At 62.8% G+C, this 12,878-nt stretch carries 10 protein-coding genes; 6 read left to right on the top strand and 4 right to left on the bottom strand.

Annotation, left to right across the window (positions count from 1 at the left end):
- Positions 1-157 precede the first annotated feature (157 nt).
- Both LDZ28_RS16300 and LDZ28_RS16295 read left to right on the top strand, forming a co-directional pair.
- Positions 158-655: a hemerythrin domain-containing protein gene (locus LDZ28_RS16300; protein ID WP_244829429.1), complete on the top strand. Its 498-nt coding sequence runs from the start codon at positions 158-160 to the stop codon at positions 653-655.
- Between the two features lie 82 nt (positions 656-737).
- Complete coding sequence (locus LDZ28_RS16295; RefSeq protein ID WP_244829428.1) at positions 738-1,460, top strand: 2OG-Fe(II) oxygenase; 723 nt, start codon at positions 738-740, stop codon at positions 1,458-1,460.
- A 16-nt stretch (positions 1,461-1,476) separates the two neighbouring features.
- Here the strand turns inward: LDZ28_RS16295 and ribA are convergent, their stop codons facing one another.
- Positions 1,477-2,145, bottom strand: coding sequence for a GTP cyclohydrolase II (gene ribA / locus LDZ28_RS16290; RefSeq protein ID WP_244829427.1), 669 nt, complete (start codon positions 2,143-2,145; stop codon positions 1,477-1,479).
- A 125-nt stretch (positions 2,146-2,270) separates the two neighbouring features.
- The gene (locus LDZ28_RS16285) at positions 2,271-2,966 is read right to left on the bottom strand and encodes an NADPH-dependent F420 reductase (protein ID WP_244829426.1); all 696 of its coding nucleotides are present in this window, start codon (positions 2,964-2,966) and stop codon (positions 2,271-2,273) included.
- A gap of 178 nt (positions 2,967-3,144) precedes the next feature.
- Here LDZ28_RS16285 and ahpC point away from each other — a divergent pair, with 178 nt between their 5' ends.
- Positions 3,145-3,708 carry an alkyl hydroperoxide reductase subunit C gene (gene ahpC, locus LDZ28_RS16280; RefSeq protein ID WP_244829425.1) on the top strand — a complete coding sequence of 188 codons (564 nt, stop codon included), beginning with the start codon at positions 3,145-3,147 and terminating at the stop codon, positions 3,706-3,708.
- Between the two features lie 164 nt (positions 3,709-3,872).
- Positions 3,873-5,447 carry an alkyl hydroperoxide reductase subunit F gene (ahpF, locus tag LDZ28_RS16275; protein WP_244829424.1) on the top strand — a complete coding sequence of 525 codons (1,575 nt, stop codon included), beginning with the start codon at positions 3,873-3,875 and terminating at the stop codon, positions 5,445-5,447.
- Positions 5,448-5,662: 215 nt separating this feature from the next.
- Here the strand turns inward: ahpF and LDZ28_RS16270 are convergent, their stop codons facing one another.
- Positions 5,663-6,892 (bottom strand): sensor histidine kinase, encoded by a 1,230-nt coding sequence (locus LDZ28_RS16270; protein ID WP_244829423.1) that lies wholly within the window; start codon positions 6,890-6,892, stop codon positions 5,663-5,665.
- Positions 6,893-7,131: 239 nt separating this feature from the next.
- On the bottom strand, positions 7,132-8,067 hold the full coding sequence (locus LDZ28_RS16265) for a LysR family transcriptional regulator (RefSeq protein WP_244829422.1): 936 nt from the start codon (positions 8,065-8,067) through the stop codon (positions 7,132-7,134).
- Between the two features lie 165 nt (positions 8,068-8,232).
- Between LDZ28_RS16265 and LDZ28_RS16260 the strand changes: the two genes are divergently transcribed.
- Together LDZ28_RS16260 and LDZ28_RS16255 are read left to right on the top strand one after the other, a co-directional pair.
- Positions 8,233-9,816 carry an aldehyde dehydrogenase (NADP(+)) gene (locus LDZ28_RS16260; RefSeq protein WP_244829421.1) on the top strand — a complete coding sequence of 528 codons (1,584 nt, stop codon included), beginning with the start codon at positions 8,233-8,235 and terminating at the stop codon, positions 9,814-9,816.
- A gap of 727 nt (positions 9,817-10,543) precedes the next feature.
- Entirely contained in the window at positions 10,544-12,688 is a 2,145-nt protein-coding gene (locus tag LDZ28_RS16255) for a zinc ribbon domain-containing protein (protein ID WP_244829420.1), read from the top strand.
- Positions 12,689-12,878: the final 190 nt, after the last annotated feature.

Below are 12,878 nucleotides of genomic sequence, written 5' to 3'. Positions count from 1 at the left end.
TTAAAGCCATGCCAACCTTATCTTTGCCTGCTTCGAGCGCGGGCACCGGGTTTGCTCTAGAAAACCTGCCCAGAGGCAACTAAAAGCGACCCGAAGGCACCCCCAAGGCGCGACAGACGCCCCAAAGGTTTCGCCCCGTCCCCACAGGAGAAACGATATGACCGCCGCGCAAGCACCGCATCCGCAAGACGCACTTGCCATTCTCGAAGCCGACCATCGCGCTGTCGAGCAGCTATTCGACGCCTTCGAACGCGCCGAAAAAGACGATCTCGAACGCAAGACGACGCTGGTTCAGCGCGCGTGCGAGTTGTTGTCGATCCATTCGATCGTCGAGGAAGAGTTGCTTTATCCCGCCGCCCGCACCGCACTCGGCACGGACGAGAAAATCGATGTCGACGAAGCCTACGTCGAACACTTTCTGGTCAAGACGCTGATCGAAAAGTTTTCGCAGATCAAGGCCGGCGACGAAGGTTTCGACGCGACCTTCAAGGTACTGTCGGAGAACGTCAAGCATCACGTGGAAGAAGAAGAAACCGAGCTGTTTCCGGAAATCCGCAAGACGAAGAGTGTCGATCTCATCGCGCTCGGCAAGAAGATCGAAGCGCGCAAGGAAGCCTTGCAGAACCGCATAACCGAAGTCGCGACCGCGCATTGAATTGCGCAGCAATTCCCGGAGTGCGTGAGCGCGGTTCAGGACGCACACTGTGCGGCAATCACGCCAATCCGGAGAACTGCAGATGAAGGTGCTGGACAGAGACATCAACGCGCGCGTCGATGCACTCGACTGGACGGATATCGAGCATCAACTCGATTCCCAAGGCTCGGCCATTGCGCCGGGCCTTTTTTCGCGTGAAGAGTGCGCGACGCTCGCCGCGCTGTACGACGACGACGCGACCTTTCGCAGCCGTATCGTGATGGAACGTTACTCGTTCGGGCGCGGCGAGTACAAATACTTCGCGTATCCGTTGCCCGAGACGCTGCAAACGGTGCGCAGCACGGTGTATCCGCATCTCGCGCCCATTGCGAATAAATGGCACGAGGTAATGGGGATCGAAACGCGCTTTCCACCGGTGCATGGAGAGTTCATCGAGCGTTGTCATTACGCCGGACAGACGCGGCCGACGCCGCTTCTCCTACGCTACGTTCCCGGCGACTACAACTGTCTGCATCAGGATCTGTACGGCGAACACGTTTTTCCGATCCAGATGGCAGTTCTACTTTCTGCGCCCGAACAAGACTTCACCGGCGGCGAATTCGTGATGACGGAACAGCGTCCGCGCATGCAATCGCGCGCCGAAGTCGTACCGCTCGCGCAAGGCGACGCGGCGTTCTTCGCCGTACACCAGCGGCCGGTGCAGGGATCGCGCGGGCCGTATCGCGTGAACATGCGGCATGGCGTGAGCCGCCTACGCTCCGGGCGGCGCCACATGCTAGGCGTGATCTTCCACGACGCAAGCTAGATCGCGGAAGACGCGCTTATTCGTTCTCGTCGAAGTAATGTCCGAAGCGCGCCTGCTTCGTCTTGATGTAGCGTTCGTTTTCCTCGCGCATGGGGATGGCGAGCGCGACGCGTTCCTTCACGGGGATGTCGTGCCTGAGCAGCGTGTCGAACTTCGACGGATTGTTGCTCATCAGGCGCACCGATTTGACGTCCATCGAGCGCAGGATGGCGGCGGCGGAATCATACTCGCGGGCGTCGTCGGGCAAGCCGAGATGCAGGTTGGCATCGACCGTATCGAGACCCTGCTCCTGCAACGCGTAAGCGCGGATCTTGTTGGCGAGCCCGATGCCGCGTCCCTCGTGTCCGCGCAAGTACAGCAGAATGCCGCGATTCTCGGCGGCGATATAGCGCAGCGCGAGATCGAGCTGCTCGCCGCAATCGCACCGGTACGAGCCGAAGACGTCGCCCGTCACGCATTCGGAATGCAGGCGCGTAAGCACGGATTCGCCGTTGCTCACGTCGCCCATGACGAAAGCGATGTGCTCGACATCCGTTTCCTTCACGCGATACACATACGACGCGAACGTGCCGTAGCGTGTCGGAATGGTGGCCGTGGCGGCCAGTTCGACGTCGTCGCATTCGGGGCATTCGCCAAAGCCGGGGCGAGGTTTCAACTGGTCAAACGCGGGAGATGCGGTTTTCATAGGGCAATCTGCAAGTCTTGATGCGGGCGTTCGCGCTGTCGGAGTCGAGCGCGGGAGCCCGGCACGTCATGTTAAAGCGCATCGTGAAAGTTTGCAGATTGTCGCATGGCGCGCGTATTCGGCCGTTAGCGCGGATTGTCGAAGTCTCCCGGGCTTTCATCTGTCGCGCGCCACTCGGGTTTGCGCTGCGGGCTGGCTTCGTGCAGCGCGTGGCGAACGCCCGCCGCGTCGAGGTCCGCCGTGTAGACGGGCGTGGCGGGTTGCTGACGCCAGGAATCGTCGATTTCGCCGGCATCGACCGGATCGAAGCCGATTTCATCGACCAGTTGCATAACGACTTTCTTCGCCTTGTGGTCGTCGCCCGCCACGGGCAGCGCAATGCGCCCCGCCGTTCCCGCCGGCTTGCCGTGGTTGCGCAGATGCGCCGCGTAGATATTGTTGAACGCCTTGATGACCGGCCGGCCGATCTTCTCTTCCACCCAGCGGCTTTCCGGCAGACCGTTTTCGATTCCGTCGATTCGACCGTCGCGCTGCCGCGGATAGTAATTGCCAGTATCGATCACGATGAGACTCGCCGGCGCACCCGCGAGCAAATCCTTCGAAAGAAGCGGCACCTTCGACTCTGGAATGGTCACGACGACGAGATCCGCGCCCTGCACGGCCTCGCGCGCCTCGACGGCTTGCGCGCCAGTCGCGCGTTCGACTTCGCCGAGCGTGTCCGGCCCGCGCGAATTGGCGATGCGCACCTCGTGGCCGCGTTCGCCGAAGCGCAACGCCAGAACTTGCCCGATATTTCCCGCTCCAATGATGCCGATTTTCATGGTGCCTCCTGGGTTCGTGATCGATCTCGGCGGCATCGCAAACCCCGCACCCGATGCGACGAATCGACGTGATAGTCCAGATCAATTACAATGATAAAATCAATCCACTTCCAAGGTTTGATAGTTTTAGTTCATACTTCGTTCACTTCTTCAACACACACTTAAAGGGAACCGATCAATGCCGATCATCAACACCCAAGTCAAGCCGTTCAAAGCAACCGCCTATCACAAGGGTGATTTCGTCACCGTTACCGAAGAAAGCCTGAAGGGCAAGTGGTCCGTGTTCGTGTTCTACCCGGCCGACTTCACCTTCGTGTGCCCGACGGAACTCGGCGATCTGGCTGACCGCTACGAAGAATTCAAGAAGCTGGGCGTTGAAATCTACAGCGTTTCGACCGACACGCACTTCACGCACAAGGCATGGCACGACACGTCGGACACGATCCAAAAGATCAAGTATCCGATGATTGCCGATCCGACGCTCGCCATCTCGCGCAACTTCGACGTGCTGATCGAAGAAGAAGGCCTGGCGCTGCGTGGCACGTTCGTGGTCAACCCGGAAGGCGAGATCAAGCTGTGCGAAGTGCACGACAACGGCATCGGCCGTGACGCCGGCGAACTGCTGCGCAAGGTGCAAGCCGCGCAATACGTCGCATCGCATCCGGGCGAAGTTTGCCCCGCCAAGTGGACGCCGGGCGCTGAAACGCTGAGCCCGTCGCTCGACCTCATCGGCAAGATCTGAGTCTCGGGTTCTCCAGAGACTGACGAGGCGCGCGGCAGGCCCGCTGCGCGCCTTGCACCCCCAGTTTGTACCCACGCATTCCGTTTCGGCGCCGCTTTATGGCGGCGCTTGGACGGAGTGCGTCCAAAGATTCCAAAAACTCTCGTCAGGGAACGACACACGCCATGCTGGACGCCAATCTCAAGACTCAGTTGAAAGCCTATCTGGAAAAAGTCACGCGGCCCATCGAGCTCGTCGCCTTTCTCGACGACAGCGACAAATCGCGTGAGCTGAAAGGCCTGCTCGACGAAATCGCTACGCTGTCCCCGCAGATCAGCGTCGTCGAGAAAGAGGACGTTGCGGCACGCCGTCCGTCGTTCACCATCGGCGAGCCGGGCAAGGCGGCGGGCATTCACTTCGCCGGCATCCCGATGGGTCACGAATTCACGTCGCTCGTGCTGGCGCTGCTGCAAACCGGCGGCCATCCGATCAAACTCGACGACGAAACCATCGAGCAGATTCGCGCGCTCGACGGCGATTACCGGTTCGAAACGTATTTCTCGCTGTCGTGCCAGAACTGCCCGGAAGTCGTGCAGGCGCTGAATGTAATGGCGATCATCAATCCGCGTATCAAGCACGTGGCGATCGACGGCGCGCTGTTCCAGAAGGAAGTCGAAGACCGCCAGATCATGGCCGTGCCGACGATGTTCCTGAACGGCGACAGCTTCGGCCAGGGCCGCAGCAGCGTGAAGGAAATTCTCGCCAAGCTGGATACGGGCTCAGCCGCGCGTGCCGCGAAGCAACTGGAAACGAAGCCGGTATTCGACGTGCTGATCGTCGGCGGCGGTCCTGCAGGCGCGGCAGCGGCGATCTACGCGGCGCGCAAAGGCATTGCGACCGGCGTGGTCGCCGAGCGCTTCGGCGGCCAGGTGCTGGACACGATGGCTATCGAAAACTTCATCTCCGTGCAGGAAACGGAAGGACCGAAGTTCGCGACGGCGCTCGAACAGCACGTCAAGAGCTACGAAGTCGACGTGATGGACGTGCAGCGCGCCGACAAGCTGATCCCGGGCCGCATCAACGAAGTGCATCTGGCAAGCGGCGCGGTGCTGAAGGCAAAGACCATCATTCTGGCGACGGGCGCGCGCTGGCGCGAAATCAACGTGCCGGGCGAGCGTGAATATCGCGGACGCGGCGTGGCCTACTGCCCGCACTGCGACGGCCCGCTCTTCAAGGGCAAGCGCGTGGCGGTCATCGGCGGCGGCAATTCCGGCGTCGAAGCGGCCATCGACCTCGCGGGTGTCGTTGCGGCGGTGACGCTGATCGAATTCGGCAACGAGTTGCGCGCCGATGCCGTGTTGCAAAAGAAGCTGCGCAGCCTGTCGAACGTGACCATCGTCACGAGCGCGCAGACCACGGAAATCACCGGCGACGGCAAGAAGGTCGACGGCCTGAACTACACGGACCGGGCGACGGGCGTCTCGCACCGCGTGGAACTCGAAGGCGTGTTCGTGCAGATCGGTCTCGTGCCGAACACCGAATGGCTGAAGGGCACGATCGAGCTGTCGAAGCATGGCGAGATCATCGTCGATGCGAAGGGCGCGACGTCGATCCCCGGCGTATTCGCTGCCGGCGACGTGACGACGGTGCCGTTCAAGCAGATCGTGATCGCGGTCGGCGAAGGTGCGAAGGCATCGCTTGGCGCGTTCGATCATCTGATTCGCGCGTCGGTCGAGGAAGAAGAGACGGTGGCCGCGTAAAAGCTTGCCTTGCGGCGAAGGAGAAAGGCGAACGGGCGCTGCTCGTTCGCCTTTTTTTGTATTGCGCGTGTGTTGGAATTGGCGCTTGAAGCACGCGTCCATTCGGCTCGCTTTTCCAGCGCGCTGCCGAAATAGACGGCTGTGGCAATGAGTGGGCGAGGTTGGCGATGACGCTCATGAGCAAAAACCCGCTCACGCCGAAAACCGCCCCACCCTCAGGTTGCCGACTTCGCTTTCGGCTTGAGCACCAGCGGGAAGATCACTTCGAACACGCTTCCATGTCCTTTCACCGACTGGAAACGCAACTCGCCCTCGAGCGCACGCGACAGTTCCTTCACGATGGCAAGCCCAAGCCCCGTGCCGGGAATATCGTCCTCGGCCGCGCGCTCGAATTCCTCGAACACGCGCTCCTGATCCGCCGTACCGATGCCCGAACCTGTGTCCGTTACGCGCAAGCGCCAGCGGTCGTCCGCCACGGCGTCGATCGTCAACACGATTTCGCCCGCCGACGTGTACTTGATCGCGTTCGAAAGCAAGTTGATCGCGACCTGCTTTACCTTCAGCCGGTTCGATGTCACCGTGCCGAGCGTCGGTTCCAGATGCCCGACGAGCTTCAGGCCCTTTGCTTCGGTGCCGACGCGGTTCAACTGCATTAGTTCGTCGAAGAGACCGACGAGATCGAACGCTTCGACTGTCAACAGCGAATCGTCGCCGAGGACCTTCGAATATTCGACCATTTCATCGACTAGACTCGCCATGTCGGACACTTGCCGGTTGGCGAGCCCAAGCGCCGTCTCGCGTTTCGCGGGCGAGCGGCCAAGCAGTTGCAGCGCCGTCGAGAATACGTTGAGGAAATTGCGCAGATCGTGCGCGACGCGGCGCGTCACCTGCATGCGCGTTTCGTAAAGTTCGCTGATCAGCTTCTGACGCAGCGTGAGCTCGTAATTCGCGCGCTCCAGCATGCCGGTGTATTCGTCGATCTTGCGATCGCGCTCGCCCACCGCTTCACGAATCGAGGCCAGCGTGACGAAGCTCACCACTTCATCGGTCATGAGCCGCGCGTGTTCTTCGTCCGTGCGCGAGAGATCCGTGTGCGCGGCGGCGTAATCGCCAATCGCCTGAAGCAGAATCTGGCGGAACAGGTCGAGCTCACGCACCAGTTCGTCGATGCGATACCCTTGCTGCCAACGCCATTGCCCGTGCTGCCGCGCGTTTTGTTCGATGACGCCTTCCTGATCGCGCAAATTACGCGATTCCAGCACGACGCAGATTTCCTCGAAGACTTCCGGCAAGTGGTCCGCCAGTTGCCGGTACGTGAGCTGATCCGAGTGTTCGACTTCCTGATCCCCGAACACGAGCTTCATCCATTTTTCAGTCAGCGCGGTCCGCTGCTCGCGCAACGAAGCCACGAGACCGTCCAAGCCGTTGGCTGCCGTTTCGGCCATCTGCGATTCCTCGATTGCAACGCCCAGTTGCCGCTCGTGCGGCGCGTGGTGCTCGTATGGAAGTGCTGGTAAGGAAGTGCTGGGGTGAAACCGCCGTGGAGCGCGAAGCTCGAAGGCCGCGATGCCACGCCAGTATAGGCCCAGCTTCAGGCAAAAAGTTCGAGTACCCGACTATCGTAAACGGGCAAAATTGCTAACGCATTCGCTAATTGACAAGGTGGACAGGCGCGACGCACGCCTTAATGCGGGCGACCTTTTTCACGCAGCATCTGCACGAACTGGCGCGCGGCCGGCGACAGCGCGCCTCCCTTTCTCGTCACGATGCCATACGTCTGCGACTTCGATTTCATGCGGATCGGCAAGATGCGCAACATGCCGTAGCGCTCGAAAAGTTTCGCGACGCTCGCCGGCAATATCGCCACCATATCCGCGCTCTGCTGCAAAAGCGTGACCGTCACGAGCGGCGACGCGGTGGAGATGGGGTTCGCCGGCATCGGCAAGCCGGCGAGGTCGAGTTCGCGTTCGAGCAGCGCGCTCATCGGCAGATAACTCGGGTATGTCACCCAGCGATGACCCGCCAGTTCCGCGAGCCCGACTTCGCGTCCCGCCGCGCGCGGATGGTCCTGTCCCACGACAATGGCAAGCGGTTCGTCGGCGAGCGGCTGATAGTGGTACTTTGTCGGCTGGTCCGACACGCTTGCGCGGCCGATCACGAGATCGACATGGCCGTCGTCCAGCATGCCGAGCATGCGCGCGCTGGTGTCCTCGACAATTTCGATGGCAAGGTCCGGATGCTTCGCGTGCATCTCGCCGACGATCGGCGCGACCACGCCCGGCACCGCGCCCATGATCGTGCCGACCGTCAGCCGCCCGCCCGTGCCCGCGCGAATCTGCGCGACTTCCTGGCAAAGCGCGCTCAGATCGGCGGCCAACAGACGCGCATAGCGCACCACGGCGCGGCCGAACGGGTTGGGAATCACCCCGCTCTTGGCGCGCTCGAACAAGGGCGCTTCCAGCATCGATTCGAGTTCGGCGAGCGCCTTGGAAGCGGCGGACTGAGTCATCGCCATGGCGCTCGATGCTTTATGCAGCGATTTATGGTCGTCGAGCGCGATCAGCAACTGCAATTGCTTCATGCGCAGCCGCGACATCAGAACATCCAGGGTGTTTTTCATGCGACAAACGATGCGGAAGAAAAAGGCGGGGTGATTCCAGAAAGCGATCACTCGATGGAAAGGATTCACTATACAGCGGCGCCTCTCGCGCCGTATAGTCGGCGCAGCGCGACGCTCGCATCCGCCGCAGTCGCTACGACTCACTCAAGTCAAGGACGAGACACCATGCAACTCACAGGCAATCTGCTCATCGGCCAGCAATCCATTTTCGGCAGCAACGGCTCGATCAAGGCCGTCAACGCGTCGACGGGCGCGGCCATCGAACCGGCATTCGGGGGCGCCACGCTCGCCGATCTCGACCGCGCAGCCGCCCTCGCCTGGGCCGCGTTCGACGTATATCGCGAAACCGCGCCCGAAGCGCGCGCGAAATTCCTCGAAACCATCGCGCAAAATATCCTCGACATCGGCGACGACCTGGTCGAGCGCTGCATCATCGAAAGCGGATTGCCGCGCGGACGGATCGAGGGCGAACGCGGCCGCACGGTCGGCCAACTGCGTATGTTCGCGGAAGTGGTGCGTAACGGCGACTATCTCGGCGTGCGCATCGACCCGGCGCAACCCGAACGCAAGCCGCTGCCGCGCGTGGATCTGCGTCTGCGTCACATCGGCGTCGGCCCGGTCGCCGTGTTCGGCGCGAGCAACTTCCCGCTGGCGTTCTCGGTCGCGGGCGGCGATACGGCTTCCGCGCTCGCCGCCGGCTGCCCGGTGATCGTCAAGGCGCACTCGGCGCATCCAGGCACGGCGGAACTCGTCGGCCGCGCGGTGCAAAAGGCCGTGAAGGACTGCGGCATGCCCGAAGGCACGTTCTCGCTGCTGTTCGACAGCGGTCGTGACATCGGCCAGGGCCTCGTCAAGGACAACCGCATCAAGGCAGCAGGCTTCACGGGCTCGCGCGGAGGCGGTACGGCGCTGATGAAGCTCGCCGCCGAGCGTAAGGAACCCATTCCCGTCTATGCGGAAATGAGCAGCATCAACCCGGTCGTGTTGTTCCCGGCCGCGCTCAAGAACCGTGGCGAAGCCATCGCGAAGGCATTCGTGCAATCGCTCGTGCTCGGCGCGGGCCAGTTCTGCACGAACCCTGGCCTGATCCTCGCCGTCGATAGTCCTGACCTGGACAAGTTCATCGCGGCGGCATCGGCGGCGCTGACGGAGACGGCTGCGCAGACCATGCTCACGCCGGGCATCCACAAGGCGTACGAAGGCGCGATCGACAAGGCTTCGAGCCAGGCGGACGTGAAGACGCTCGCGCGCGGCGTCGAAGCGAAGAGCGACAATCAAGGCCAGTCGGCGCTGTTCTCGACCACGGCTGCGAACTTCCTCAAGAACCACGCGCTGCAGGAAGAGATTTTCGGCGCGTCGTCGCTGGTGGTGCGCTGCCCGGATCAGAAGACGATGCTGGACCTGATCGAATCGCTCGAAGGCCAGTTGACGTCGGCGCTGCATATCGACGAAGCCGATTACGCCGAAGCGCGCGACTTCCTCCCGGCGCTCGAACGCCGCACGGGCCGCATTCTGGTGAACGGTTTTGGCACGGGCGTCGAAGTGGGCCACGCGATGGTTCACGGCGGCCCGTATCCGTCCACGGCGGATGGCCGTTCGACCTCGGTCGGCAGCCTCGCGATCAACCGCTTCCTGCGTCCGGTGAGCTATCAGGACCTGCCGGATGCGCTTCTGCCCGACGCGCTGAAGACCGAGAATCCGCTGGGTCTGAATCGTCGCATCGACGGCAAGTTGCAACTGGCTGAATAAGCCGGTCGCATAAGCTGCAAATCGAGGCCGCGGCGCTGAACTTCCGGGTTCGCGTCGCGGCCTTCCGCTTATCGCGAATTGCTTCGGATGGCTAAATTGTCCGCACTTTCGCTCACGCACGGCGCAAACGTTCGCGCCGGCGCGCGAGGCAGTTCGTATCCGCCATGCAACGTGCGAACGGGTTTCATTTCGCGCCCTAACCGCTTTTGCATCAGTGGGTTATCGCGCGGTCGTTCGCCCTTGTCGGTTATTGGCTAAGGATTGGCGTCACGAAACCGCCGCCGCGCGCCCAGAATGTCAAAAACATTGTGAGAGAGCGATGCGTGGCGCTTGGCCGCGAAGCCCTGAAACGGCGACGCGGGCGCACCAGTCCCGGCCGCGTTTTCGTATCGACACGAGGGCCAGCGCCATCAAAAGGCGCGGTTACGAGGCGCGCTGGGAGCACGGAGTTTCGCGTGCCGCCGGCGCGATGATGTAGTCGCTTAAATTCAGGCGGCCCGAGGTAGGTGCGAAACGCGATTGACGTCCGAACTCGCTTCAACGATATTCGGACTTTCGTTTTTCGGACGCACGCAGTCGATGTTCATTCGACATACATTCGCGCCCGACAAACGATACGAAGGATTGTTGCCGCAGGACTTCGCGCGCGCGATTGCGGGCGGTCCGAAGCCAGTATAGGCACTCAAGCGGCCACGTTATCGCACATGTCCTTCGAGGGCTTAAAAGCATGACCACGCGTCTGACGTTTCCTGCATCCATGTTCTCCGTCGTCTGCCAGCGTTGCGGCAGCACGATGCGCAAAAACGCCGACAGTTGTCCAAACTGCGGCGCGGATCGTACCGCCGCGTCCGCTCAACCGCGCCAGGCCGCCGCACCGCAAGAACGGCCGCGCGTCAATATGTTCGAGCAGACGCTTTCCAAACCGCTTCCGTCGATGTCGACCTCGGCAACGGCTTCCGCCGCCGCATCGGCTGGCGCTGGCGCCTCCGCTTCCGGCGCGCTGCCGGAAGACCCCGCAACGGAACGCGGCTGGCCCGCGGGTTGGGACCCGAAACGCGCGAGCGAACGTATCGCGCAAAAGGCGGCGGAGCATCGGGCGAAGCGCCTTGAGGAATCCGCGCGCAGCGCTTATGCGAACACCGGCCGCGATCCCGACGCGCTGCCCGGCTCCGAATCCTGGTCGAAACGTAAGACGGTCATCGCGGGCGTTTGTTCGGTCGTGCTCGCGCTCGGCGCGGCCGCTTATTTGCAATACGGCGATTCGAACGATGACGACGCCTCGCCGTCCGCCGATCACAGTGTCTCTGGCGCGATCGATTCCAGATTCAGCTCGCTCGTGCCGGGTACCGCGCCGAACGTGAACCCAAATGTGGCGACAGGCGCGGGCAATGCCTCGGCCGATGCCCGCGCGTCCGTTTCCGGCGATACGCTGCGCAGCGTGCGCCTTGCGCTGGATCAGCATGACCTGACGCTGGCGCGCGCGCGCCTCAAGACCGTTCCCGCGTCATTGCAGACGCGCCCCGACTACGATTCGATGAAAGACGAACTCGCGAAGCGCGAGTTGCAACGCGACGCCGCGCTGCAACTGGCGCGGGCCTGCGAGCGGACTTCGGCATGGTCGTGTGTGCAGCAGAACGCGGGCGAAGCGCTCGCTATCGATGGCGGCAATGGCGAGTCGCAAGCGATGCTAGAACGCGTCATCTCGCACGCGGGCTGGATGGTCGCGACGCCTGCGGGCGCGAAGAAGCCGCTGCCATCGGCGGTGACGGCTGCTGCCCCGGCGCCCGCCGCGCCTGCCAGCGTGGTTGCCGCCAACGTCGGCAAGCCTGCGACCACTGCGAACTTGGAAGTTGCGACACCGCCGGTCAAGACCGTGACCATCGCGCCGAAGACCGTGGTTGAGCGGCACGCCGCGCAGCGCGGAACGGCAGCGGCGGCACGGCGGGATGCGATCGACGAAGCGCGGGATGCATCGACTGATTCGCGCGCGGAGAAGATCGCGCGGGCTCAGGCGGCTACGAATGCCATTACCGCGGCGACGGTTGGGCCTGCTGCTACGGCTAATGTTGCCCCGGCCAATGCGCCTGCGACTTCGGCCGTTGAATTGCCTGCCGCGAAGATGTTCGCACCGTCCGCTGCGACGGCGACGGCGACGGTGGCACCGGCGACTTCCGGCAATGCCTTGCCTGCCGCAAGGACAACGGCAGCGACGACAGCGCCTGCCGTGCCTTCCACGACGCCCGCGCCTTCCGCTGTTGCAGCCACGGCCGCTCCTTCGGTTGCTGTGCTGACGCCCGCGCCCGTGACGACCACGGCGACGCGCACGGCGCCCGCCAACGCTGCGCCGCCTCCGGGGACGAGTCGCACCGCGCCCGCCGCCGTGGCAGCCAACACGCGGCCCGCGCCTCAAACCGGCGCGACGCGCAACACCGCGTCGACCGGCCTGTACGATGCCTCTTCCGCCAATCACGCCAACGCGAGCGATGAGATGTACGTCGCGCCGCAGAATCGCGGAGCGACCGCGACGGGCGGCGGCGCATCGAATAACGGCATGTACGATGCGACGTCCAATCGCGGCAGCACGTCCAACGGGATGTATGTCGCGCCGTCGGCGTCGGGTGCCGCACCGCATGCATCGACGTCATCGACGGCGACTGGCGCGACGCCTGTCGCCGTGCGCAATACCGCGCCGCAAGCTCAACTCGCCGCCGCGCCCGCGATCAGCCCGCCCGCAGCAAGCCCGCGCGCTGCCGCGTCGTTTGGCGCATCGAACGTATCGGCGCATATGGACGCGGACAAGACCGAAGAACTGGAACGCGCCATCAAGCAATACGGTTGGACGAGCGGCGCGGCTTCGAAGTCGGCGCCGTGAAGATGGGGAGATAGAAACATGGAAGAGCGCATTGAATGAAGAGTCGGCGCTCTGCGGGTGAAAGGCAACCACGCAAGCAAGGCGCCTTGCGAAATCGAAGCGGCTCCGAAGAGAGCGCTTCAGAAATAGAAGAGTCTCGGTAACGACGCGAATCTGAAGAAGCCCGACTCGGGAAACGAAGCATCTTTGA

This window comes from Caballeronia sp. TF1N1, from assembly GCF_022878925.1.
Lineage (GTDB): Bacteria > Pseudomonadota > Gammaproteobacteria > Burkholderiales > Burkholderiaceae > Caballeronia.
Note: the sequence above shows the minus strand (reverse complement) of the source record. Positions and strands in the feature narration are given on the sequence as shown.